The sequence below is a fragment of the Chryseobacterium luquanense genome, assembly GCF_026460945.1.
GTDB classification, from domain to species: Bacteria; Bacteroidota; Bacteroidia; order Flavobacteriales; family Weeksellaceae; genus Chryseobacterium; species Chryseobacterium luquanense.
In genome coordinates, this window is the sequence record NZ_JAOVZV010000017.1 from 1 (window position 1) to 24,756 (window position 24,756).

Consider the following 24,756-nt stretch of genomic DNA (forward strand, 5'->3'; position numbering starts at 1 on the left):
GTTTTTTTTCAAACCTCATTCAGAAATGAATGAGGTTTTTTTATGTCTAATGATATCAACCAAAAAAGCAGATTTTTGAATTTATATTCATTTATATAAACACCATCTTCATAAATTTATTATTTTATTAAAAATCCAATTAACTTTTATTTTATGTTACCTATTGTTGCCAAACTTTAATAAACCTTATAGAGTACTACAATAATTAAAAATAATCTTAAATCGAAATGAATATAGCCATATAATGTTTCTTTATAAACTTTACTCAAATCTAAGATTAGATTGATAGCAAATTCAATAGGAAAAATAGGGAATGGTTACTCATTAAAAACTTTATTTTAATTTTCAAAGCGCACTTATCGTAAACACCATTCTACTGTTATAAGTTGCTGCAGGAATAGTTACGGAAACTCCTGTTAGTTGCAATTGAATTGGAATATTTGAATAAGATGCTAATGCTAATACTGCTACAATTCTGAATAACTCTATATCTGTTGTGGTTACTGTCTGATAAGCTGTTCCCCCAGTTATAGAACATAAAACGCAAACTGTGGTTCCATCACCAGTTCTTCTTGCATGTAAAATCAAATTAGAATTCCATGTTGGGTTAGATTCGTAGCGGACTGATACTTTTCCGCTGCTCAGTAATAAAGGAACGCTTGCTGACAATAGTATTTGATTAGTTACACTTTCATAAGTTCCCGTATAATTTGTTCCTGCTTCTGTAATTGATGGTACTGCCACTGTCCAGTTGTTACCTCCTACCGTTAAAATTCTCTGTGCTTTTATCAAATGAATTGATATTATATAAAATAAAAATATCATCTTTATTAAAAGTATTCGATTAAAAAAAATATAAAATATTCGCATTGTATGAATTTTATTCTATAATGGTGTAAGTAATTACAACAGGGGTATTTGTTCTCGCAGATAAATTCCCGTACGTATTTGCTGACATACTTATAGTTAGTCTATGCCCGTTATTTGCTCCATTACCGGTAAAAGCTCCACCAATTCCGCTGATTAAAGTTTGAGCTGTTGTATTCAATGTTATTTGCGAAGAAGGGGTTCCCAAAGTACCGCCTCCGATTCCAGAAGCTGATGCAGTTTGAATTTTTATATCAACTCCTGGTAAAATCTGATTGATTGATGCTGTGATTCTTCTCGTTAGTCCACCTTGAGTAATTGCGGATGTATAATTAATCCATTTTGTTGTGTTTGAATTTGGCGCCACGACTGGTCTTCCAGCTTCAATAGGAGCCGTAAAATTCATGGTAATCGCTCCGGGTGGTTCAATATCCATCAAAGTAATTACAGGTAGAGTTATTCCTACTGTACGATTTCCTGTAGTTTGAGAAAACAGATTACAAGAAAAGATTAAACCTATAAAAAACGGTATTTTGTGATCACTCATTTTTGTTTTTTATTTTCGTTGTAGCTGACTTTGATTGTTTCCTGTTGATATTTTATTTCAGACGATTGTTTAATGACATTGATGATTATATTTTTTGTTTCGTCAGATTTTAGATTAAATTCAAATTGATCAATCGGTATTTTATATTTTTTATCTAAACCATTTCTGTAGACTTTCACCTTCCAATCTCCGGGGCGCAGATAAGTAAAATCGAAACTTTCTCCTATGATTGCCATTTTTCTAAACGTTTGATTTCCGTTTGTGGCTTCTATAATCAGGTTTTCTCTTTTCTTTTTTCCTTTTTGGGGAAGCTGAGCAAAACTCAATTTGTTTTCTTGTTCTGTATAGTAAATTTTCCCATCAATTTTAGCGGCGCTTGTTAATCCGAAGTTAAAGATGTTTTCTTTATCTGTTAAAAGTAAAGAAGCTGGAACATTTCGATCTGTAATATCGTTGATTTCGGTTGTCGATCGGTCAATTTCCAAGATATAATCTCCGGGATTTACATTTTTAAAAATAAAATTTCCGTTTCTGTCGGTTATCGAAAGATGGTTTCCGAGAATCAATCGGATTCCGCTTATTTTTTTCACTCCTAAATTTTTGATACTTCCTGATAAAGTTGTGTATTCTGCAACTTTTTGAGTTGGAATATTCATTTTTAAAGTATAACGCAATGAAAAAACAAAGTCTTTATTTCCCAATTCTCCACGCTGTAAATTATATCTCGCAGAAACATCAAATTCATGTTTTTGAAAAATTTGTTGATGAAAAAGTAATTCAAAAAGATTTCTATCTGTATAGTAATCTTCGGGCATATAATTATTCTGATAAAAAAGACTGAAATAGGTGTTGTCTGAAAATCGGCTTAAAACTCTTGCACCATAATAAAACTGCTTTTGATTTTGCAATTGATAGCGAGATGTGAGTGCATAGCTTCCGTATAAATTAAATGATGTTTTAAATTTTACAAAACCAATATTTGCGGTATAAAAACTAGAGTTTCCAGAAAATCCTGTTAAATAATTGTCAGTTTTTCCCAATTGTCCTTCAATATTTAATTGAAAAATTCCAATCTGATGATCTATTGACAGTTTAAAAAATCGTTCATTATAATCAAATTCTCTTGGCATTAATCGGTCTTCGTATCGTTGTGAACCATTGTACAACATCAAATTTCCATTTTTAGAATATTTATATTGAATTCCATATTGTAAAAATTTCCGGTAAGGTGCTGCCAGAAATAAAGTGTCTCTCTGAAAATTTTTTGCGTCGTGTACATAATTTGCAGTCAGATGAATTCGCTTTGACATTTGATATTGAAGGTTTCCGTTAAACGTACTTGTATTGTTAAAATATCCTGCATATTTCGGACTTGCTCTCATGTACATCGCATTTCCTTTCAGCTTCTCATAACTTGCAATTGTTTGAAGCATAAAAGCTGTTCCATCTGTTGTATTAGTTTTGCTGTAAGAGGTTTCTCCTGCAATTTCAAGATTTTTATTTAGTTTAAATTTTCCTGCAAGATATGGCAGGTGTGCATTTGAATCTAATCTAAGATTGGTAAAACTGAAATTTGCATCTTCTGTTCTCGGAATTTTATATAAATATCCTGCAGTAATTTCTGATTCTTTGGCAATTTTCAGTTTAGAATAAACATTAAATGCGTCTTTAATATCTCTGAAAAACCGTGGATGATTGTAAAAACCTCCAAAGCTTATTTTATTGAAATCAAAACGAATTTCTGCGCCGCGACCATATCTTGCATATTCTGTCAGAAACGAAGAAGAATAATTTTTGTCGCCGAGATGAATAAATAGATTTTCCCGTTTATAATTCACAAAATATTCTTCATATTGAGTAAAAGAATTAAATTCAACTGGATTTTTGCTCACTGCATGAAATTCCAAAAGGTTTTTATTTTCCTGATCTAAACTTCCTTTTCCATAAATTTCACCCTGAAAGCCATCATCATACTTCCCTCTGTTTTTCATTCCTATAAAAGAAACCGACGCCGAAACCGGAAATCTGTGGAAAATATCATCTTCAATAGGTTTTACCGAAATAATTTTCACATTTGAATATACCGTTTGATTTTCTTCTGGTCTGTCTTTAGAATAAACTGTAAGATTTAAATTTTGATATTCGTTTTTTCCTAAGTCTGATTGGGTATTTTTAGTAATGGTAATTATTTTTCCTTCTCCAGGAGCTAACATTAAAGATGCTCCTTCATTTACCACTGCATTTTTACTTTCTAAAATTAAATCTTCAGCAATATTTCCATTGTTTTTTAAAAGAAAAGTTGATTTTATTTTTTCTCCGGCTTTTACAAATTCAGGAGATTCCAAAGCAGTCAATGACAATTTTCGGCTTCCTAAAACAAAAAAATCTAAAGTTTGATTAAATTTTTCATTTGTCGATTTTTCAGTTCCGTATAAAATCACAGAATATTCTCCTTGAGGAGTTTCAGTTGCTATTTTTAATGGAACTATATAGCTTTTACTTTCATCTGGCAAAACTTTCATTTCACCATCTTTTAAAATAGGGACAATTTGATTATTTGACGTTTCAACTCTCAGAATAAATATTTTAGTTTCAGAAGTTTTGTTTTCTATAGTAAAAGAAATAGAAGTAGATGTTCCCGGCTGTAAACTGTCTTTTTTCTGAGAAAAAGTGAGAACAGGGAAGAGTAGAGTAAAATATATTATCCATTTTTTAATCATTCTTTACTTCTAGTTCCACGTTGATTGCAAAAGCATTTTCTTCTTCATCGGTTGCAATTAGTACAGCATTGTACTTATCAGATGGCATTTTGCTGATATCAATAAGAAATGATTTTGAGGTTTGGGGCAGTAATCCCATTGTAAGACTTGAAAATGTTCCAAGCTTTTCACCGTTCTTTTTGTTGTAGATTTCTACTGTTGCAGTAGGTTTGCAGTATAAATTTCCTTTGTTGGCGATGGCAATTTTTAGTATTTGCTTTCCTTCTTCTTTTTCGATTTTTACACTTTCAAATTTCAAATCGGGTTTTGCTTTTTCAGAATCTACATCGGTAATAATCTGAATGGCATATCGAACAACTGAAGTGATATTGATGCCTTGTTTTTCATTGCTGGGTTTAATATTTTCTACAGGTTCTACAATGACAACACTCCAGTAACTTCCAGAATCTGTAATTTGTTTCGGAACAGTAATCTCGTAGAATATCTCTGTTTTTTCTTTCGCTTTTAAACTGATAAGATTTGTATTGAGTTTAATCCAGTTTGTATTGGTTTTTATATTCGTGTTCGGTGCGGTATAGTTAATGGATCCGTCAGCTTGATAGGTGAAATCCTGTAAAAATAGTTTTACGCTTTGAGGCTGATTACTTATATTTTCAATAGAAATTCTCCCTTTATAAACCTGCCCGTTTTCAACCTTATGGTTGTGTGAAAGACCGTTAAGGATAACAATATTTGCCTTCAAAAAGCAAACTGAAAATAATAGAGTAGTGAGAAAGAGAATACGCCTTATCATTTTTGATGTAAGTTTTAGTTTTAAAATAAAGACCATAGAAAACCAGGGAGAAACTTTATTAAAAAATTTCTCCTTGATTAAAAGTTAAATTTCTGTCAGGTTTTAATTATCCGAAATTGTGTACGTTACCGTTGCAACGGCAGTGGTTGTCGCTTCAAGATCTGCATAGCTTGCAATTCCACCAACAGCCGCCAATGAATAGGTCAAATTATGGCCATTGTTTGCACCATCTCCTGTGTAAGCACTTCCGATTCCTGAGATAATCGTTTGATTTGCGGCACTCAAAGTTAATTGAGCTGCAGGATTTCCCAAAGTTCCTCCACCTGCTCCAGTTGCGCCAGCTGCAGTTACATTGATGTCAATCCCCGGAATCAAGGCATCCAATTGTACCGAAACAGTACGAGTAGCATCAGCTACAGATTTAATGGATGAATAATTCAGCCATAATGTGTTGTTAGTACCGGTTGGAGTTACAGGGAGACCTGCTTCAGTTGGAGCTGTGAATCCTAAAGTAATATTTTTGTTAGCTGCGGGTTCTATATCCACTAGTGCAACTTCCGGTACGGTAATCGAAATTGTGTGATTGTCTGTGTTTGTGTCTTGTGCATTTAGATTTGCTGAGAAAGCAATCGTTGCAAAAGACATAGCTAAACTAAGTGTTGTTTTTCTCATAGTGTTGAAATTTGGTTTTGTGAAGTTAATAAAATTTCAAATAGATATGAAATAATTAGTGATAATTTTTATTGTTAGTTATTCATTTACAATATATTATTATGCTTTAAAATAATATTTTGCATAGATATTGAAAACGTATGTGTGAATTTTATGACTAAAATCAATAACAAAAAAGATCTTACATAGAAATTTATGTAAGATCTTTTTGATATTTTTTTCAAAACTAAGCCCAGTGCGGATCGGTTACTGTAGGTTTTCCGGATTCTATCCTCCCGGCAAAATGCCAACTGTTATTTTCATTTTTTATTTTAATATCATACCAACCTTTTGTTTTGTCGAGATTGAAAATTATTTTTTCGTCAGAAGAATCCAATGCAATTTCTCTTTTTTTTCTTTCATAAAGATTTTCTAGACTTACGGTAAGATTTTCTTTGCCTAAACGGTTAAATTTTAATTCGATCTCATTTTTAGAAACATTATTACTTAGTGTTACCTCAATGTCTGGTTTTTTATTTCCTTTAAATTTCCGCACAAATCCATTCGGTCCCATAATCTCATAGTTGTAATTTGCAGAAGAAATCTGATGAGACAATTTTTCGTTTGAATAAAGTGCGTAAGAGAAATAATAATCGGGCGTATTAAATTTATTTTTATCATAAATTATCAACGGAACCGCAGTGTCTTTGAGATTAGTCATCGTAATCTCATCATTTTCAAAGTTGACGTTATAGTCGTACGGTAATGGGTTTGATGGTTTCATGCCTCTTTCCTGAATTTCAAGTAATGTTTTGTTGAGATTTTTTTCAGAATACCATTTGAGATTGGGTGTAGGTTTGTTTTTTGCTGAATTAATGGTCTTTGCGTAATCTTTTTGATGCAAATAATTCATTTTTGGAATTTTGCTTTCCGATGTGTTGAAAGCAGACGTCAAATCACCGCAGATTGCTCTTCGCCAATCGCTGATGTTTTCGACAGTTACATCTTTGTTATATTTTTTCTGTATGAATTTTTCTAAAAATTGTAAAACCGAAGTATGATCTGAAACCTGAGAATTTACAAAACCACCTTTTGTCCAGGGCGAAGCGATAATCATCGGAACACGGAATCCTAAACCGACTGTTCCTTCAATTCTTTCATTATCCAGCAGATCATGAGTCGACATATATTCCTGGTTTTTATTCACATATTCAGCTCCTTCTTTTCCGTTCATATCAACTGGTTGATTCGGATTTACGGGTGGCGCGAAGGGAATAACGTGATCGAAATAGCCGTCATTTTCATCATAATTAATAATGAAAATTGTTTTCTTCCACGTTTCAGGATCTTTAGTTAAAATATTTAAAACCTCAGAAATATACCACGCTCCATACCAAGGCGAACTAGGATGATCGGAAAAACGCTCCGGAGCAACCAGCCAGGAAACCAGAGGTAGCTTTTTTTCTTTTACATCTTTTCTAAATTGATGCAAAACATCTCCTTTCGGAACGATTAATCTTTCTCCGTTTTCATCAGTTCCTACTTCTAAATTCCAATAATCGGGATCATCAGAATTGATGGTGAAAGCTTTTTCATGAAGATTTTTTTCTTTTTGTGAAAGTTTTGCAAAATTGTCGGGATGATATTTAATTAAATCATCTTCCAGTTCTTTAATTAAATTTTCAAAACGTTCTTTTTGTTTGGGATTTTTTTCAATTTCAGATTTTAAATAAAGAATCAGATTCGGGATATTTTTGTGATAACCTTTCGAAAATTTTACATTAAAATTCGAAAACCATTCAATCGGATTATCTGTGAAATTACTCAGCCACGATTCTTCTTCACCGGACATTCCTTTTGGAAGACTGATTTCGTTCTGGTAAATTCGCCATGAAATATTTTGTTCTTCTAAAATTTCAGGAAAACTTTTCCATCTTGCCTGTCGGTTTTTATCATAATCGATATTATCATTAAAAACATTGGCTTTTACCTTTCCGTTTTGTTGCTCACGAATGGTTCCTGACCAAAGAAATAACCGGTTTGGAGTAGTTCCCGTTAAAGACGAACAAAAATATTGGTCGAAAATGGTAAATGAATCTGCTAACTGATAATAAAAAGGTAAATCTTCACGGTTATAATAGCCTAAAGTCAAAGGCATTTCTTTATAATCTTTATTTCCTGAGGCTTTTGCTTGAAGCCATTTGTCGTACTTCATTCCGTTCAGAGCATGTTGCTGATCCGACCAGGAATGCGGAAGCGAACTCATCCAGGTAGATTTTGTGTTTTTTAAATCTAATCTTCCCGGAGCTGCATATTTTCCTTCATTATTTTTCTGAAAAAATACCGATTGGCCATCTTCTTTTATAAAAGCAGTTTGATCTAGAAATCCGCGAACTCCTTTCAAAGCTCCGAAAGCATGGTCAAAAGACCTATTTTCCTGCATTAATATCACAACGTGTTCTGCATCATAAAATGTAGATCCAGCTGTTGCTTCAATCGTTAAAGCTTTTAAAATAACGGGATGCAGCATACCTGATGTTCCCAAACCTGCCATTAAAATACCCGATTTTTCTAAAAATTCTCTTCTGTTCATCTTGAAAAGTAGTCGTAAGAAAGAAACCGCAAGTTATGATGATAATCTTACGGTTTCTTAAAATTAAATATTACAAAATTGTTAGCTTCTTATTGTAACCACCAAGGTTTAGAATTAATATTATCCTGACCTCCGTATTGAGCTGATAAAGCATTTTGAAGATTAGCGTTATTATAATTGTATTCCACTTGCGGATATCTGAATCTTGAAGGAGCTGTAACTCCAGATTGCAATGGCAAATTTGGATAACCTGTTCTTAAATAATCCTGATAAGAAGTCCATTGTGCTTGATGAAACATTGTCATATATTTTTGAGTAATAATTTTTTCAAGCTGAGTTGGAAGCGTCGCTGAATTATTATAAACCACCAAAGAACTTGCTAAATAATTTTCAACATTAAATCCTGCAAAATAAAGATTAGGATTTTTTACATACGTCTGATAAAACTGAAAACTTGCTTTAATTGCATTGTCGTAGTGAACTTTTGCAGACCCCGAAATCCATCCTCTCGCTGTAGCTTCTGCCAAAATAAATTCAAGCTCAGAGTAACTTAGAATTGAAGAAGGCTCATTGGTAGGATCTTTATAAAAACGCTCATTTACTTTAGAAATATTCTTCGCTGCGACCAAAGCAGCGTTGTCAGAATAAGGCGAAGTCGGGTTTCCGCCGTTGTAACCTGTAAAGTTCGTAATTGGCAAAGCTGCTTCTTTTGCTGACGTAGTCTGCTCGGCGAAAGTAAACAATCTCGGATCTTGTCTGTCTTTAAATAAGTTGATGAAAAAATTTGCCATGTATAAAGCTGAACCATAACCACTGCTGTTGAAAGTCGTATATCGGCTGTCTGCAACGTCTGCAAATTTCAACTCTCCATTATCTGAGATTGAGGTCATCAAAGTCTGGCTTCCTGCAATTGAAGCAAACTCGTTGGCAACATTGTAACTTCCAACGGTTGTTTTTTTAGAAAGTGAAATCAAAATTTTCAGTCTGAAAGAATTGATTAATTTTTTCCATTTTGAAGCGTCTCCGTCATAAATAATATCTCCTGCAATCGCATCAGAAGTATTTATTAAATCGTTGGCTTCTTTTAATTCAGTTAAAATTCCGGACATTACCGTTTCCTGACTGTCATATTTTGGCTGAGTGATTCCCGATTCTCCTTTTATTGCTTCAGAATAAGGAATACTGCCAAATTTTAAACTTAAATTATAAAAATGATACGCACGGTAAAATTTACCAATCGCCTGATAATTTTTATTGTTGATTCTTTCACCTTCCTGCATCATTTTTACGGTATTCAAAAGATCTTCGCTGTATGTGTTGAATGATGCGTCATTCCATTTCATGTATTGATAAACGTTTTCGCCATCAGTTCCAATCAACATTCTCGAAGCATACATATTGTCGCCATTCACTCCGAAAGCCGATTTAGAAATATAAGTAAGAAGATATTTAGGATCAACATTAGCCTGATCATTTGGGTTTTCGTTAATTTTATCCAGATTGGTTTCGCAAGATGAAAGAGAAAATAATCCAATGGCTAAAATTGCTATTTTTAAAATATTGTTTTTCATTTGTTTTGATTAAAATTTAAGATTAAAACCTATTCCGAACCATCTGCTTGAAGGATCCTGAATGTCGTTCCCGGAACCATTTGTCTGGCTTCCAATCTGGAAATCGGGATCTGAGTAAAGGTTTTTAGATTTTTTCCACATTGCTAAATTATATCCTGAAATATTTGCGCTAAAACTTTTCACAAAACCATTAGGATTCAATAAATGGGTGAAGTCATATTCTAAAACTACTGATCTCAGCTTAATAAAAGTTCTGTCGAAAACATTTGCAAATAATTCACTTTCATCTTCTGTAACTCTCGCTTGGTAAGGATAATTTTGCGCCCAATCCTGAAAACTTATTGGTGTAGTATGCGGAGTATAGGTATTGGTTGCCGAATTATAATTTACACCATCTGGTACGAAATAATAAGTTCCCGGATTTGCATATTCAATATCTCTATAAGCTGTTGAGTTAGGATGTTTTCCGCCCCACCACATTTTTTCTACAACCTGAGATCTCATTACACCACCGATGCTTCCGTCGATTCCGATATTTAAACTTAATTTTTTATATCTAAATGTATTGTTAAAACCGAAAGTCCAGTCAGGATTGAAATGTCCTAAGTTTGATGGAGTTGTTGCTCTTGTTGGCATTCCGGTAGTAGGATTTAAAATTACTTTTCCATCCGGAGATTTTTGCCACGTCAAATCATAGTAGCTATCCATTCTTTCGCCCAACTTAATGTTGTTATAGTTTGGCATTCCAGCGTAAATTTCCGTTAATGTTTTTTCGTAAGTGCTCCAGTTGATTAAAGATCTCCAAGTGAAATTTGTAGTTTTAACAGGAATTAAGCCTAATGAAATTTCAAAACCTTTCGTAGTATATTCATTTCCGTTAACGTTTTGAGAGGTAAATCCTGAAGAAGGCGTGCTCGGAAACTGAAGTATGTTATCATATTCTAAAGTTCTGAAATACGTTGCATCTAAAGTAATTCTGTTTTTTAATAGACCTGCGCTTAAACCGATTTCGTAAGATTTTGTCTGTTCAGGTTTTAAAGAATTTTCATAGTTCAGCGTTCTTGGATAATAGAAAGTAGAATTTCCGTTGAATGCAATTCCGCTGTTATTTAAATAATAATTTCTAATCGCATAAGGTTGGAAATCGTAAGCAACTTTTGCCCATGAAGCCGAAACTTTTAATAAATTAATTGCTTCAGGCATGGTAACCAAATTAGAGACAATTGTACTTAATGAAGCCGAAGGATAGAAATATGATCTGTTGGCTTTTGGTAAAGTTGAAGACCAGTCATTACGACCGGAAACGTTGATGAAAAATGCATTGTATAAACCGATATCTAAAGTTCCGTAGGTAGAATAAATCAGTTTTTCTTTTAAATAATCATAATATTTTACAGCACCAATTGAATTGTCTAAAGAATAAAGTTCAGGTGTTTTCAAACCATCTGTTGAAGCGTTATCTACGTCATTTTTATAATAAAATGTTGACGCTCCCGCATTAATGGAGAAATCAAAATTCTCTGAAATTTTCTTTTTGTAAGTTGCAAGAATGTCTGAGTTTAAATTCCATGTTTTGGTGTCATTCAAAATATAACCTCCACTTCTTGGTGCGCTGTAATTGAAATAAGAGTATGGACTTAAAATTTCCTGTTTGTTATGATTTTCAACAATCGAAACTCTTCCTTTTATCGATAAATCATCTGTTGCTTTATATTCTAATCCGGTTTGAGCATTGATGATATTTGTGCGGTTTTGGTTTTTATATTTTTCAGCTCCAAACCAAGGGTTGTTATACCAAGCGTAGTTCCAGTTGGCTTGTGTTTTTCCTTCCTGTCCCGGAACCCAAAGATGATTTTTCAAAGCATTTCCGTCAACATCGCCTCCCATCCAAATCAAAATAGTATACATATGTCCACTTGGGTTGTAGTCATAATTTGGAATGTTTGGCGTAAAGGTTTGGTTAAAATTAAATTTAGTATCAAAAATAAATTTCTTCCCAAAATGATTTTCTGATGCAAAGTTGATTCCGTACCGTTGAAGAGAAGCTTCAGGAATTCTGTCATCATAATTCATAAAATTTCCTGAAAGTCGGTAAGAATCCTGATTGTGTTTATAACTGATAGAAAAATTATTATTGTTAATCACCGCAGGTTTCATGAAAGTTTTTAAGTTATCATAAAATTTCCAGTCAATCGGAACTCTCTCATATCTTGATTTGTCGTCATAAGCACTTCCTGCAACAGTTCCGTACCATTCGATAACTTGTCCGGTCTGTTTATCACGGATTGGGCTGTTCCACTGAGCTATTTTTAAACCGGGAGTAAATTTTGGCCCCCAAATCATATCTCCGTCATTTACACCACCATCGGCTCCGTCCCAGAATTCATATTTCCCGTGAGAACCATTTCCATATTCTGTTTGAGTTTCAGGAAGATTGGTAAATCCTGCTGTAACCATTGTGTTTTGAGAAAACTCAATTGAGAATCCTTGTTTTTTAGCAGTTTTAGTAGTGATTAAAACAGCTCCATATCTTCCTCTCGAACCGTAGAGTGCAGATGCCGTTGCTCCTTTCAAAACATTGATATTGCCAATATTATTTGGATCTAAATTTTGAAAAACTTCTTTGTCAACAATTACTCCATCAATCACATAAACCAAATTGGTATTTCCTCTTAAAGAAAAAGCGGGAACCTGCTGCATTCCCGTCGGATTGGAAACATTTAAACCTGCAACCTGACCAGAAAAAAGGTTTCCGAGACTTGGCGTTGTGATGGTTTCAAACTGTTTTGTTCCTACTTCCTGAGTAGAATAGCCTAATTTTTCTTTCTTTTTTTCAATTCCTAAAGCCGTAATTACAACGCCTTCAATCTGCTTTTCATTTACTTTTTTAAGAATTACAGAATAATTTTTTCTCGAAGAAACTTCAATGGTGTACAAAGAATAATCTGAAGAATAAAATTCTAAAATATCTTTCGGATTGGCAGAAATGGTGAAATTTCCGTTGTCATCAGAAGTTACAGTTTTGCCTGTATTTTTGTCGGTAATAGTTACTCCGGAAACTACTGTTCCGTCCTCTGATTTTACGCTACCTGTAATATTAGTTTCCTGTGCGCTGAGATAGAGCGGAAGTAATAATACGGTAAACGTGGCTAAAGTTTTTTTCATTTTCTAAATTTGAGTGCAAATTTAGAATGGCATTATTACAAGAATTTTAATTGGTTGTTAAGATAAAAACATAATTTCAATATGAGACAATGACAAAAATTAATGTAATAATAAACGTGAAAATTGTGGGATGTAAAAGAAATTTTGTTTTTTTATAATATATATAAGCATCGATAAACGCTGAGTTTTCTTCTTAAAATCTACTCAGAATTCCCCAGTGAATTTTTATATCGTTAAACTTGAACGGATTTCCAAATTCGTTACCATTCGAAAGCTGGAAGCTCATCAAACCAATCGGAATAAAGAAATTGAAACCAAGCCCGACACTGTAAAGTTTAGGTTTTACATTGAGCGACTTATTATTCAGCTGTCCGTATTGCCCAAAAACATCAAAAAATGCCTGATTTCCGATGAGATAACGGTATTCTAAACCTCCATAATAGTAAAAATCTGCGGCGAGTGAATTTTCATTGAAACCCCGGAGAGAATTCCAGCCTCCAAACCGGTACAATTCGTTTGCAGAGAAATCGATTTTAGAATCCATCATGGCGCCTTCACCTTTGATGTTCAGGAAATGATTTCCGTTGATATGATAGTTATATTCACCAAAAAAGTAAAACTGATTCTGATTGGCTTTTATGTTTTCACCTGTATAATTTGTAGCCAGAAAATCATATCCTACATTTATTTTAGACTTGTAAAGAAAAAGATCAATATCGGTTGGTTCGGTCATGTCAAAGAAAATACCGATTCCTTTTTTGTTGTAATCTTTCCCTTGAATATAAAGACTGTCGATAATTGTTGAGTTTTCAAAAGTTCCTCTTAAACCGATTTTCTGACGGCTGTTAAGATGATAATAAAACGCCGGTAAAGCTTTCACATTGGCGAAAGTAGAATCTTGTCTGAAGATATTTACTTTCATATTTAAACCCACATTTGAGTTAAATAAATACGGAATATCGGTTTGCAAATCAAAAGTCTGGCCTTTATCAGGGTTTCTTTGCCAATATAAATTCACGGCTTCGAAACCGTTGAACATATTTTTAAAGTTTACATTTAAAGTTCCGTTCAGAGTAAATTTATCTGTTTTATCGTTTCCAAAACCAATAACTCCGTCGAAAGTATTGGTTTTTTTCTTCTCCATGAAAAGATAAATCTGTGTAGAATCTTTCGTGAAAAGCGTTTGTGGTTGCCGTTCTAAAGTAATAAAAGGATGACTTTGGAAATTTTTATTGATGGCAATCAGATTTTTGTCGTCATACGTTTTTCCTTTAAATTCTTTCTCAAGATTTTTTATAAATCTTTTAGGAATTCTTGTGTAACCTTTCGCTACAAAACCATCAATAGTTCGTTTATTATTTTTATTAATGTCGAGTTCTACAACCGGAAAGCCGTTTTTTTGACCTTTAAACTGAGATTTAATTCTACTGAAAGCAAATCCGTCATCAATATATCTTTTGTTGATTTTTTTCTTTACTGAATCTAAATTTTTAGTAAAAAATTCTTTTTCAAGTTTAAACCTGTCTACAATAGAATCGGAAAGATTTACATAAATTTCATTGAAGTTTTTTCCTTTATCATAGAAAATCTCTGTGGAATCGCCTTTTACTTTTACCTCTTTCAAGTCGGTGAAAAAATAATTGCTTTGTGCCAAAGAATCAAGAAATTTCACCGCTGAAAGTGAATCTTTTACTTTTTTCTTGACTTTTGTTTCTGTATCAATAAGGAAATAATGTTTCTTTTGCGCTTGTATAAAAACGCAAAATATCACAAAAAATATGTTTAAAAATAACTTCAATATGTTTTAAAAAAAAGGCTGTATGTCATTTTGCTAAGTTAAATTTCTAACATCTAACATCTAACATCTAACATCTATTTATCAAGTTTATTATACTTCTTCATTAAATTCTCATAAGTTCCCTGTGAAAGAATCCATTTCAAAGGAACGCCGATTTTCTGCCCGAATTTACCGAAATAATAATGAGCTTTCCACTTCTTTTTAGTTAAAAGTTGGTCAATGTATTCTGCAACTTCCAAAGGTTCGGTTCCGTCGCCAACGTGAGAATTCATCAAAGCATACACTTTATCAAAAACGTTTTTGTAAGGCTCAGAAACTTTTGTCTTGACTCTGTTTTCTGCAATATTGGTTTTGATGTCACCTAAATGAAGTGAACAAACATCGATATTCCAAGGATAAACTTCATATCTCATGGCCTCAGTCACTTTGTCTAAAGCAGATTTTGAAGCCGAATAAAATCCGCGGAAAGGCAATCCCATTTCACTTCCTATACTGGAAACGTTGATGATTTGTCCGAATTTATTCTCACGCATTTTAGGCATTACTGCGCTCATCATTTGAACGGCTCCAACAAGATTTAGATTAAATAATTTTAAAATATCTTCTTTTGAAGAGTCTTCTACGGAACCCACCATTCCCATACCTGCGTTGTTGATGAGAACATCGATTTTGGTTTCTGTTTTCAAAACTTCTGCAATTGCATTTTGTACCGCATCATTCTCCGTAATATCGGTCGGAATTGATTTGAAATACTGACTTTCGGTGTGTTTTCTGCTCAAGCCATAAACTCTATGACCTTTCTTTCCGAAATATTCTGCTAACACGAAACCAATTCCTGATGAAGTTCCTGTGATGATTATAGTTTTATTCAATTTTTTTTAATTTAAAATGTTAAGCCAATATCTTCTCTTTCAATCATTCCTGTATCTTGTAGATTACAAATACAGCCCTCCACAGTTTTATAATTACCTTTAATACGTGTTTCTTTTCCTTTTTTATCTTTAATAATAATTCCAGCAGTGTAAACTTCACCTTCCGCATGATAGGTTCTGAATAATAAATATTCATAACCATTATTATTAAATGAAAGATTGTCTATTTCCATTCCGGCATTTTGTATTCCTCCACCTCTCCAATAAGAGTTATAATGAAATTTTTTCCAGCTTTCGTTGGTTCTTTCGGCAGGAAATACCATTTCAACTTTGTTTTTAGTTCCAAAACGATATTGAATATATTGATTGGTTTTATCTTTCACCAAAGACATTTTCTTTCCGTTTTTGGTTTCAAATGAATAAATAATTTCTTCATTAGGCAAAAGATACTGAGCCCAAAATGTCAAAGGAATCAAGAGGTATAATATGATGAAGAATTTTTTCATTTAATTTTGATTTAAAATTATTTTCAAATCCTCCCAAAACATCGGGTACGATTTTTCCACCACATTTTCATCTTCGATATTTAACTCTTTAATCAGACAAAATGGTGCAAAACTCATTGCCATTCTATGATCCTGATACGTTTTTATAGAAATATTTTCTTCAGCTTCATTGAAACTGATTGATTTTATCGTAGAATCTGTAATTTCCGTTTCTGTTCCTATTTTTTGCAATTCGTTATACAAAGCAAGCAATCTGTCGGTTTCTTTCACTCTCAAAGTTCCCAAACCTGAAATTTTAAAAGGAATTTTCAAAGCCGAAGCCGTTACGCAAAGTGTTTGAGCAATGTCCGGACAATTATTCATATCCAAAACAATCTTCTCCGGAAACTGAAAATTTTCAATCGGTTGTAGCGTTAATTGATGTTCTTCCTCCATGAAAATTGTTTTAATTCCGAAAAAATCTTCATAAATTTTTATACTCGATGAATCTCCCTGTGTTGATTCTCTGTAAAAACTTTTCAGATGAATTGTTTCTCTTCCCAATGCTGCAAAAGAATAAAAGTATGATGCGGAACTCCAATCGCTTTCTACTTCATAATTTACAATTGATGACTCATTATTGATAAATGATTCAACTTTTATAGTATTCCCAATAAAACTGTTTTTAATTCCGAATTTGGTTAAAATATCCAAAGTCATTTCGATGTAAGACCTTGAAGTCACTTCGCCAACTAAATTTATTTCCAAACCGTTTTCCAGTTTCCCGGCAATCAATAGGAGAGAAGTGATAAACTGGCTTGAAATATTTGCGGGAACATCAACTTTCGTTTGAGTGATTTTTTTTCCGGTAATTTTCAAAGGCGGGAAACCGTCATTTTCTAAATATTCGATTTCAACTCCCAAATTTTGTAAAGCGGTAACCAGATTTTTGATTGGTCTTTCTTTCATTCTTCCTGAACCAGTAAGAATCGTCGTTTTTCCATCCTGAATGGAATAATAAGATGTCAAAAAACGCATCGCCGTTCCAGCGTGATGAATATCAACAGTTTCTGAATTTGCTGAAAGTGCTTTTTTTAGCAATTGTGTATCTTGGGAATTGGATAAATTACCGATTTTTATGTTTTTAAACAAACTTTCCAAAATTAACAAACGATTCGAAATACTTTTCGAACCGCTAATTTGTATGGTTTGGTTTCCTTTTAATTTTGATTTTTCTAACTTCTTCATTATTTCATTTCTATTTTAGAGATAAGCAATTATTTAAAGTTGCTTTGTCTTCTAATTCATTTTTAAATTCTACAGGAAGATGTATTTTGGTAGAACACCAGTCTTTTTCTTCGTATTTGTTTAATTCAGAATTCCAGATTATTGCTTTTGCGTCACTGTAATCTGAATTATAATAATATAAATTTTCTTTATCATCAACATAACAAAGCCAATAATGGTTATCGCTGAATGTCATATTTATCGGTTGTTGATAAAGAATTTTGCCATTTTCATTCGTAATAGCAAATACTTTACATGAGTTCTCTATATTTTTTACAATAATTTTTCTTTGTGCTCTTCCCCATGAATATGTTGCATTTGTATTAATAAACCCTTCTTGAATAAAATTGTATTTGGATTTTTCAGAAGAACAATGGATCATAGAAAGAATTATAAATAAAAATAAAATGAATTTCATGAAATTATTTTAGTTTTTCATTATTCTGATGCCTGTCTTTATCACGGTCAGTTTTCACTTTCATTTTTTTATCAAAAGCTTCCTGTAAATTGACTCCGGTTTGATTAGCTAAACATAAAGTTACAAACAGTACATCTGCCAATTCTTCGCCTAAATCTTTGTTTTTATCGCTTTCCTTTTCGCTTTGTTCACCGTATCTTCTTGCGATAATTCTTGCAACTTCGCCCACTTCTTCTGTCAACATTGCCATATTGGTGAGTTCATTAAAATATCTTACACCAATAGTTTTTATCCATTCATCGACTTGCTGTTGTAGATTTGTAATTTCCATAATTTTAGAGAACCAAGGTAAAAGTTAAAAGAGCTATTTATTTAATATCAACTATCAGATTTATTGATAAGCTCCCAAAGTTGGGTTGGTTGTTCTTGAAGCATTCACAATATCTGTAGGAACCGAATTGGCAATCGTAAGATCACCTTTTCCTCTTGCCGGAGAATCTGCTTTTACACGTAAATTCAGTTTAGCGGCAAAATAATTAACGAATTTCGGATCTACATTTTTAATACTTTGAATTACACTATTTGTGGGATTATTTTCAAAAGAAAATCCAGCACCGGAAAGATCGGTGTACTTTATGGAAGAGTTTTTAATCAAATAATTAAATTGATTTAAACCAACTTGTTCCAAATTCACAGAATTATCTCTGTCTGAATAAACAATACTGTTGAGAATGTTTAAATTCTGAAGTGCACCATATTCTTTTTGCCCATTATCATTAGTCCATTCATTGGTTGCAAAAATTCCCATTCGGTTAAGGCTATGCATAGTTTCAGAATAATTGGCAATTGTTGAATGGATGTAAGAATGATTTCCGCCCAAGAAAATTCCAATTGCAGATTCTCCACAATTATTCATTACTAAATTTTCTGCATTTACTGTAGACCCAACTGCGTAAATTCCGTATTCCTGAAAAGTATGAATGAAAGAATTTTTAATCGTAGCATTCGCCTGTTTCAGGTCTAAACCTCTTGTTCCTCCGAAAAGTCTTGTATGGTTCATCAACAAATTAGAATTTGCCGCCATTCTGATAGAATTCCAATTTCTAGGAATCGTATCGTAATACGTATCATTTCTGTCTCCACGGAAAATAACTTGGTCATCTTTTGTTCCATTGATATTTAATGTGGCACCTGTAGCGACCTTCATTCCGCTGTTTTTATGGAAATAAACTTTTGTTCCCGGTTGGATATTAAGATTAATTCCTGGTTCAACCGTTAAATCACCGTAAATAATTTTCGCTTTATTATTAGACCAAGTTGTATTTGAACTGATTAAATTTGGGTTTGTTGGAGTTTTGATGAAAAATTCAGCATCCTGAACTACAGAAAACAAGGTAACGTGTTGTTGTCCTGCTCCGGTTGTAAACAAAACTCGGTCTTCAGCAATTGCTTCAGGACCGGAAGCTTGAGGCGCAATTTCTACAAAAATATATAAACTGTCTTTTTTTCTTAAAGGGACATTCTGAAAATCGTGACCGGGTTTTCCGTCTACATTGATTTTGTATAAAGAAGCCGCTCCCTTTTCAAGATTGATTCTCGGAATCATTACATCTTTATCTTCATTGTTAAATACTTTTACAACATAAGTTTCAGATCGCACCTGATGATAAACGGTGTCGCAAAACACAGTATCTCTTGAAAATCTCAGTTCCTGAGAAGGTGCGTCAAAAGTAATGTCGTCTTTGTCACACGAAATCGCCAAAAAAAGCATCCAAAAAGATAAAAAAAGTAATGATTTGAATTTCATATGTAGAAATTTTTTGTTTTTTAAAGGTCATATGGTATCGCTTACTTCTTAGATTTTTGTTATTAAAGAAAGTTTTAGCAATTTCATAGAAATTTATATAAATTTCAAATTTAACGAAAATACTTTGAAATTCTTATCTTTTAAAAAAAATGTTGATGTAGTATTTGTATATTTTAAAAATTATTGTATTTTTGCAACCTAAAATTTAGCAGAAGAAATACCATTACTATTTCGAAAGCAAACTTTAATTTTTTAAAAATTTATTATGAAAAACGGAATTCACCCAGAAAATTATAGACTTGTTGTTTTCAAAGATATGAGTAACGACGAGGTATTTTTATGTAAGTCTACTGCAGACACAAAAGACACTATCGAGTTTGAAGGAACTGAGTACCCATTGATTAAAATGGAAATCTCTTCTACTTCTCACCCTTTCTACACAGGAAAAACTAAATTAGTTGATACTGCAGGTAGAGTAGATAAGTTCATGAACAAATACAAAAAATTCGCTAAGTAATTTTTTGATTTTACAATATTTAAAGTCTTTCGATTTTTCGGAAGACTTTTTTTTGCATTTAAAAAATAAAAATTAGAGTTTAGAAATTAGCTTTACTATTTGTATTTTTGCTTTGATTAGAAATTAGATATTAAAATCTTGAAGATATCAAGCTTTTAAATCTCTAATCTCTAATCTCTAACCTCTAACCTCTAAAAAAATGCAACTCGTATTCTCCGATGCACAATATTGGGAAGATTTTCTTCCGCTTACTTTTACACGCCCGATTGCAGAAATGCGTTGCGGAATTTTTACTTTTTCCGAAAGATGGCAGAAAATTTTAGATTCTACTGAAATTTCCTGGTTTACAGAAATGTATCTTCAACAGAAATTCAGAGAGCCGGAAAAAAAGGAAAGTCTTTTTTTAGTTCCTAATTTTTTACCAACAGAAGCGGTTATCCAACAAATTAAAGATTTAAAACAAGGTGAAGCTTTGGTGTATGAAGATGAATTGGTTGCTGCAAAAATTAATATGGAAGGGTTTTCTTTAAATCAGATTGAAAAAATGACTGATATTAAAGAAGATCTTGTATTCTATAAAAAACCAACTGATTTATTTACTTATAATAAAGAAGCTATCGATTTTGATTTTGAATTATTAACGAAAGGAAAAACTTCTCAGGAATTATCTTCCACCAACGGATTTTTAGGAAATAAAGAAGATTTATTCATCGAAGAAGGTGCTGAAGTTGAGTTTTCAACCATTAATACCAAAACCGGAAAAATCTACATCGGGAAAAATGCAGAAGTAATGGAAGGCTGTAATCTTCGAGGTCCGATTGCACTTTGTGAAAGTTCTAAGTTTAATTTAGGAGCAAAAATTTACGGTGCAACTACGGTTGGTCCTCATTCTAAAGTAGGTGGAGAAGTGAGCAATATCATTATTTTTGGCTATTCAAATAAAGGTCATGATGGTTTTGTCGGAAATTCTGTGATTGGAGAATGGTGTAATCTCGGAGCAGATACCAATTCATCTAACTTAAAAAACAATTACGGAAATGTAAAACTTTGGAATTACAGAACAAAAGATTTTCAGGATACAGGATTGCAATTTGCAGGTTTAATTATGGGAGATCATTCTAAAACTGCGATTAATACCCAATTAAATACGGGAACTGTAATTGGAGTGGCTTCGAATATTTTCAAGGAAGGATTTCCTCCAAATTTAATTGAAAATTTTTCTTGGGGCGGGTTTAAAGATGATGAGCGTTTCAAATTAGATAAAGCTTACGAAGTTGCTGAAAAAGTAATGGCAAGAAGGAAATTACCTTTAACTGATAGTGACAAGGCAATATTTAAACATGTTTTTGAAAATTATTAAGATATATATTTGAACCATTAAGGTGAGTTTAGTTTTTTTAAGTAAACATCTGAAGATATTCATGAAGCAGCTTGTAAAGCGGAGCTTAACTTAATAATTCTAAAATGCTTAAAAGCGCTTAATGGTTTAAAATTGATATATTTTCGAGATAAAAATGAAACTTCAAAAACTTTTTTTGAAGTTTTTTTCATTTAAGTGTAATATATTTCGATTTCAGGTTGTCTTATTAATAGAAACAAAACTTATGACTCACGAAACTTTCAAGAATACGGTATTTATTCTCCGAGATGAGATGTTCCGTTTTGCGAAAAGATTTGTTATGAGTAGCGATGAAGCCGAAGATGTAGTACAGGATTTGATGATTAAATTCTGGCAGAAAAAAGATGAGCTGGAGCAGTTTGGAAATTTTAAATCCTATGCTTTGAAATCTGTAAGAAATGAATGTCTCAACCGATTAAAACATCACGATGTAAAGTTAGGTTTTGCAGATTTGCAGCTACACCGTTCGGAACTCTACAGTATGGAAGTGAATAATCTGAAGGAACAAATCATTGGTTTTATCAATCAGCTTCCGGAAAAACAAAAAATGGTGATCCATTTAAAAGACGTAGAAGAGTATGATGTGTCTGAAATTTCTGAAATGTTGGAAATGGAAGAAAACGCAGTAAGAGTAAATCTGATGCGAGCAAGACAAAAAGTAAAAGAACAAATCTCACAATTGATGAGCTATGAGCAACGACAAATTTCAAGATAAATATAACGAGATCTTCCAAAGTTTAAAGGAAGAAAAAATGAACTGGGATTTTGAAGATTTCCTGAAAAAAGCAGAGGGAAATGAAGATGAGGTTTCCAAAGCCATAATAATTCCAATTCAAGGTCAAAAACCTTCGTTACCGAAGTGGTTTTGGATGGCGGCAAGTGCGGTGATACTTTTCAGTGTTGGCTTTGTATTTAATTATAATCAAAACAGTGAAGTTGTAGATCAAGCAAAATTTGTTGAAAACGAAATTCAGAAGCAGAAATCTGATTTTATTAATGAAAACCACAATCACGATGTGCAGGTTGCTGTTCATACTATAGATTCTGCTACAGGAGCTAAAAAAGATTCTATTTTTATAGAAAATTCTATTGCGGAGAAAGATGTTTTGGATGAAATTCTTTCTAAAAAAAGCAGAATTAAAAAAGAATCAAAGCCGAGATATGTACAAAACTCAGTTTTTAAAAATAATACTTTAAAAGACTCCACAGGATATAAAGATTCTTATGTTATCGTCAACGGAAAACGTATCGAAAACATGGAAGAAGCTATCAATATAACAAAATATTCATTTCAGGTGATGGCCAATAATGTTAATCAGGCGTTGAACACCAAAGTAATGGATAATGTAGAATAGATTATTAACGATAAGATTATGCAACTGATCAGGCTTATAATCAACTAAAATTAAATTTAACTCATGAAAAAGATACTCATTATATGTACACTTGTTCTATCACATTTCTTTAATGTTTACGGACAGAAAAATAAATTAGACCAACTTTTTGATAAATATCAGGAAGTGGAAGGAGTGACCTCTATTAAAATTGCAAAACCAATGTTTGGAATGCTCAGCAATTTAAATATCGCAGATGCAGAGCTTGATCAAATTAAACCTTTGCTTTCAAAAATTGATGGACTTAAAGTATTGATTACAGAAAGTACCAAAGGAGAACTTGCAAATGTGAATAAAGAAATTTCATCTTATTTAAATAATTTGAATTACAGTGAAATTATGTCTGTGAAAAATGCAGGTAGTAAAATCAAATTTCTTTCAGCGGAAGCAAAAAGTGATGGAACGTTAGACGATATGCTTTTAAGCATCGACAGTGGTGGCGGAGAAAATATTCTTGTGATGCTTGACGGGAGACTTTCTATGGATGATGTCAATAAAATTATTAATTCCAGCGAAGCTAAAACAAATACGACAAGAACTACAATCACAAACAGTTTCACTTCAGACAATACATCTTCCTATTTAAATGGAGAAAACAGAAATGTAGGACAATTTTCAGGATTAGAAGTTAGTTCAGGCATTAAAGTGGTTTTCACACAGGAAAATAATACAAGTGTAAAAGTTTTCGCAGATGCTGATAAACTTCACAACGTTATTACAAAAGTGGAGAACGGTATTTTAAGAATTTCGATTGATAATAAAGGAACAAAGAATTTAAGATTCAAAAATTTAAGTGTCAATGTTTCTTCACCAAAAATGGATAGAATTAAAGCTTCATCAGGATCCAATTTTACAACAGTGAACGAAATCAGAGGAAAAGAAATGACTTTGGATGCATCTTCCGGATCTGCAGTTGTTGGTAAATTTCAAATTTCCGGGATATCGAATGTTGAAGCAAGTTCGGGCTCGAATGTGAAAGCGTCAATTAGTTCAAATCAAGTTTTGATAAAAAGTTCAAGCGGATCAAGTATAACTTTAGAAGGAGATACCGATTATGTATCAATCGATGCAAGTAGTGGTGCATCTTGTAAAACAGATCAGTTAAGATCAAATACCGCAATGGTAGAATCTACGTCAGGAAGTAGCGCTTCTGTAAATGCAAAAGATAAGTTAACAGTGAAAGCTTCTTCGGCAGGATCGGTGAGATATAGAGGGAATCCTAAAATTGAAGCAAACATCAGTAAATCTTCTGCGGGAAGTTTAAATCAAATCAACTAAAAATCAAAAGCCATGAAAATCTTCAAAAACATTTTTCTCGTTTGTTGTACTTTGTTTTTACTGCAATCTTGTATTGTGTCCAGCAAACCGAACATCGCTTTTTTTTCAAATTCAGATTATGATTATGAAAATGCACAATTTGCGAGTTTTAATGTTCCCTTGTTTTTAGCGAAACCTTACATTAAAAAAGCTTTAAGAAAGGAAGGTGAAAGTGAAGCTGCAATTGCTATGGTAAAGAAAGTTTCAAAAATAAAAATGATGACCGTTGCCAATGGAAGCGAGAAAATGCTGAAAGATTACGCCAATTATTTAAAAAATGAAAACTACGAAGAATGGGCAACTATTAGACATGACGGTGACAATGTAAACATCAGAGTAAAACAAAAAGGAGACATGATTAAAAATATGCTGATTACTGTAAATTCTAAAAAAGATATGGTGTTTTTAGATGTTAGAGGTAGTTTTTCGGCAGACGATATCTCCAAAATGATTAGTATAGCAACTGATAAGTAATTTCATATTCAACATATTTATTTTGTTAAAGTCACTCTATGAGTGGCTTTTTTGCGATTTATAGAATGAATTGTTAAGTTT

The 24,756-nt window shown here is 32.6% G+C and carries 21 protein-coding genes; 6 read left to right on the forward strand and 15 right to left on the reverse strand.

All coding sequences use genetic code 11. The features are described 5' to 3' along the window. Positions 1 to 345: 345 nt before the first annotated feature. From OEA66_RS14935 to OEA66_RS15005, 15 genes are all read right to left on the reverse strand, one after another. Entirely contained in the window at positions 346 to 792 is a 447-nt protein-coding gene (locus tag OEA66_RS14935; protein ID WP_267282148.1) for a hypothetical protein, read from the reverse strand. A gap of 88 nt (positions 793 to 880) precedes the next feature. After that, the gene (locus OEA66_RS14940; protein WP_267282149.1) at positions 881 to 1,414 is read right to left on the reverse strand and encodes a hypothetical protein; all 534 of its coding nucleotides are present in this window, start codon (positions 1,412 to 1,414) and stop codon (positions 881 to 883) included. After that, positions 1,411 to 4,134: a COG1470 family protein gene (locus tag OEA66_RS14945; RefSeq protein ID WP_267282150.1), complete on the reverse strand. Its 2,724-nt coding sequence runs from the start codon at positions 4,132 to 4,134 to the stop codon at positions 1,411 to 1,413. The genes OEA66_RS14940 and OEA66_RS14945 overlap by 4 nt, the downstream gene beginning before the upstream one ends. Then, a complete protein-coding gene (locus OEA66_RS14950) occupies positions 4,127 to 4,927 on the reverse strand; it encodes a WxL protein host-binding domain-containing protein (protein ID WP_267282151.1) in 801 nt (266 codons plus the stop codon). The genes OEA66_RS14945 and OEA66_RS14950 overlap by 8 nt, the downstream gene beginning before the upstream one ends. 102 nt (positions 4,928 to 5,029) lie before the next feature. Beyond that, positions 5,030 to 5,599 (reverse strand): hypothetical protein, encoded by a 570-nt coding sequence (locus tag OEA66_RS14955; RefSeq protein ID WP_267282152.1) that lies wholly within the window; start codon positions 5,597 to 5,599, stop codon positions 5,030 to 5,032. 226 nt (positions 5,600 to 5,825) lie between these two features. Next, positions 5,826 to 8,171, reverse strand: a complete 2,346-nt coding sequence (locus OEA66_RS14960) for a phosphocholine-specific phospholipase C (protein ID WP_267282153.1) — start codon at positions 8,169 to 8,171, stop codon at positions 5,826 to 5,828. An 89-nt stretch (positions 8,172 to 8,260) separates the two neighbouring features. Beyond that, positions 8,261 to 9,742, reverse strand: coding sequence for a SusD/RagB family nutrient-binding outer membrane lipoprotein (locus OEA66_RS14965; protein WP_267282154.1), 1,482 nt, complete (start codon positions 9,740 to 9,742; stop codon positions 8,261 to 8,263). Positions 9,743 to 9,751: 9 nt separating this feature from the next. Continuing rightward, the gene (locus OEA66_RS14970) at positions 9,752 to 12,907 is read right to left on the reverse strand and encodes a SusC/RagA family TonB-linked outer membrane protein (protein ID WP_267282155.1); all 3,156 of its coding nucleotides are present in this window, start codon (positions 12,905 to 12,907) and stop codon (positions 9,752 to 9,754) included. A gap of 193 nt (positions 12,908 to 13,100) precedes the next feature. After that, positions 13,101 to 14,678, reverse strand: coding sequence for a BamA/TamA family outer membrane protein (locus OEA66_RS14975; RefSeq protein WP_267282156.1), 1,578 nt, complete (start codon positions 14,676 to 14,678; stop codon positions 13,101 to 13,103). 101 nt (positions 14,679 to 14,779) lie between these two features. Then, entirely contained in the window at positions 14,780 to 15,577 is a 798-nt protein-coding gene (locus OEA66_RS14980) for an SDR family oxidoreductase (protein WP_267282157.1), read from the reverse strand. An 11-nt stretch (positions 15,578 to 15,588) separates the two neighbouring features. After that, a complete protein-coding gene (locus OEA66_RS14985; RefSeq protein ID WP_267282158.1) occupies positions 15,589 to 16,083 on the reverse strand; it encodes a hypothetical protein in 495 nt (164 codons plus the stop codon). After that, the gene (locus OEA66_RS14990) at positions 16,084 to 17,310 is read right to left on the reverse strand and encodes a 3-phosphoshikimate 1-carboxyvinyltransferase (protein WP_267282159.1); all 1,227 of its coding nucleotides are present in this window, start codon (positions 17,308 to 17,310) and stop codon (positions 16,084 to 16,086) included. 10 nt (positions 17,311 to 17,320) lie between these two features. Beyond that, entirely contained in the window at positions 17,321 to 17,767 is a 447-nt protein-coding gene (locus OEA66_RS14995) for a hypothetical protein (RefSeq protein ID WP_267282160.1), read from the reverse strand. 4 nt (positions 17,768 to 17,771) lie between these two features. Then, on the reverse strand, positions 17,772 to 18,098 hold the full coding sequence (locus OEA66_RS15000) for a nucleotide pyrophosphohydrolase (protein WP_056017526.1): 327 nt from the start codon (positions 18,096 to 18,098) through the stop codon (positions 17,772 to 17,774). Positions 18,099 to 18,158: 60 nt separating this feature from the next. Further along, the gene (locus tag OEA66_RS15005; RefSeq protein ID WP_267282161.1) at positions 18,159 to 19,574 is read right to left on the reverse strand and encodes a hypothetical protein; all 1,416 of its coding nucleotides are present in this window, start codon (positions 19,572 to 19,574) and stop codon (positions 18,159 to 18,161) included. A 265-nt stretch (positions 19,575 to 19,839) separates the two neighbouring features. On the opposite strand from OEA66_RS15005, the gene OEA66_RS15010 reads away from it, so the two are divergent. The 6 genes from OEA66_RS15010 to OEA66_RS15035 all read left to right on the forward strand — a co-directional run bounded on the left by OEA66_RS15010 (position 19,840) and on the right by OEA66_RS15035 (position 24,675). Further along, positions 19,840 to 20,091: a type B 50S ribosomal protein L31 gene (locus OEA66_RS15010; protein WP_034678914.1), complete on the forward strand. Its 252-nt coding sequence runs from the start codon at positions 19,840 to 19,842 to the stop codon at positions 20,089 to 20,091. Between the two features lie 199 nt (positions 20,092 to 20,290). Then, positions 20,291 to 21,451, forward strand: coding sequence for a GlmU family protein (locus tag OEA66_RS15015; RefSeq protein WP_267282162.1), 1,161 nt, complete (start codon positions 20,291 to 20,293; stop codon positions 21,449 to 21,451). Between the two features lie 244 nt (positions 21,452 to 21,695). Then, complete coding sequence (locus tag OEA66_RS15020) at positions 21,696 to 22,205, forward strand: GFO_1088 family ECF-type sigma factor (RefSeq protein ID WP_267282163.1); 510 nt, start codon at positions 21,696 to 21,698, stop codon at positions 22,203 to 22,205. Further along, complete coding sequence (locus OEA66_RS15025) at positions 22,180 to 22,845, forward strand: hypothetical protein (protein ID WP_267282164.1); 666 nt, start codon at positions 22,180 to 22,182, stop codon at positions 22,843 to 22,845. The genes OEA66_RS15020 and OEA66_RS15025 overlap by 26 nt, the downstream gene beginning before the upstream one ends. Before the next feature lie 63 nt (positions 22,846 to 22,908). Further along, positions 22,909 to 24,162, forward strand: coding sequence for a DUF4252 domain-containing protein (locus OEA66_RS15030; RefSeq protein WP_267282165.1), 1,254 nt, complete (start codon positions 22,909 to 22,911; stop codon positions 24,160 to 24,162). Positions 24,163 to 24,174: 12 nt separating this feature from the next. Next, entirely contained in the window at positions 24,175 to 24,675 is a 501-nt protein-coding gene (locus OEA66_RS15035; RefSeq protein ID WP_267282166.1) for a DUF4252 domain-containing protein, read from the forward strand. Positions 24,676 to 24,756: the final 81 nt, after the last annotated feature.

Bases quoted from the DNA above. Each gene is read 5' to 3' on its own strand.
- OEA66_RS14940 (WP_267282149.1), bottom strand. From the start codon at position 1,414: ATGAGTGATCACAAAATACCGTTTTTTATAGGTTTAATCTTTTCTTGT.
- OEA66_RS14945 (WP_267282150.1), bottom strand. From the start codon at position 4,134: ATGATTAAAAAATGGATAATATATTTTACTCTACTCTTCCCTGTTCTC.
- OEA66_RS14950 (WP_267282151.1), bottom strand. From the start codon at position 4,927: ATGATAAGGCGTATTCTCTTTCTCACTACTCTATTATTTTCAGTTTGC.
- OEA66_RS14955 (WP_267282152.1), bottom strand. From the start codon at position 5,599: ATGAGAAAAACAACACTTAGTTTAGCTATGTCTTTTGCAACGATTGCT.
- OEA66_RS14960 (WP_267282153.1), bottom strand. From the start codon at position 8,171: ATGAACAGAAGAGAATTTTTAGAAAAATCGGGTATTTTAATGGCAGGT.
- OEA66_RS14965 (WP_267282154.1), bottom strand. From the start codon at position 9,742: ATGAAAAACAATATTTTAAAAATAGCAATTTTAGCCATTGGATTATTT.
- OEA66_RS14970 (WP_267282155.1), bottom strand. From the start codon at position 12,907: ATGAAAAAAACTTTAGCCACGTTTACCGTATTATTACTTCCGCTCTAT.
- OEA66_RS14985 (WP_267282158.1), bottom strand. From the start codon at position 16,083: ATGAAAAAATTCTTCATCATATTATACCTCTTGATTCCTTTGACATTT.
- OEA66_RS14990 (WP_267282159.1), bottom strand. From the start codon at position 17,310: ATGAAGAAGTTAGAAAAATCAAAATTAAAAGGAAACCAAACCATACAA.
- OEA66_RS14995 (WP_267282160.1), bottom strand. From the start codon at position 17,767: ATGAAATTCATTTTATTTTTATTTATAATTCTTTCTATGATCCATTGT.
- OEA66_RS15000 (WP_056017526.1), bottom strand. From the start codon at position 18,098: ATGGAAATTACAAATCTACAACAGCAAGTCGATGAATGGATAAAAACT.
- OEA66_RS15005 (WP_267282161.1), bottom strand. From the start codon at position 19,574: ATGAAATTCAAATCATTACTTTTTTTATCTTTTTGGATGCTTTTTTTG.
- OEA66_RS15010 (WP_034678914.1), top strand. From the start codon at position 19,840: ATGAAAAACGGAATTCACCCAGAAAATTATAGACTTGTTGTTTTCAAA.
- OEA66_RS15015 (WP_267282162.1), top strand. From the start codon at position 20,291: ATGCAACTCGTATTCTCCGATGCACAATATTGGGAAGATTTTCTTCCG.
- OEA66_RS15020 (WP_267282163.1), top strand. From the start codon at position 21,696: ATGACTCACGAAACTTTCAAGAATACGGTATTTATTCTCCGAGATGAG.
- OEA66_RS15025 (WP_267282164.1), top strand. From the start codon at position 22,180: ATGAGCAACGACAAATTTCAAGATAAATATAACGAGATCTTCCAAAGT.
- OEA66_RS15030 (WP_267282165.1), top strand. From the start codon at position 22,909: ATGAAAAAGATACTCATTATATGTACACTTGTTCTATCACATTTCTTT.
- OEA66_RS15035 (WP_267282166.1), top strand. From the start codon at position 24,175: ATGAAAATCTTCAAAAACATTTTTCTCGTTTGTTGTACTTTGTTTTTA.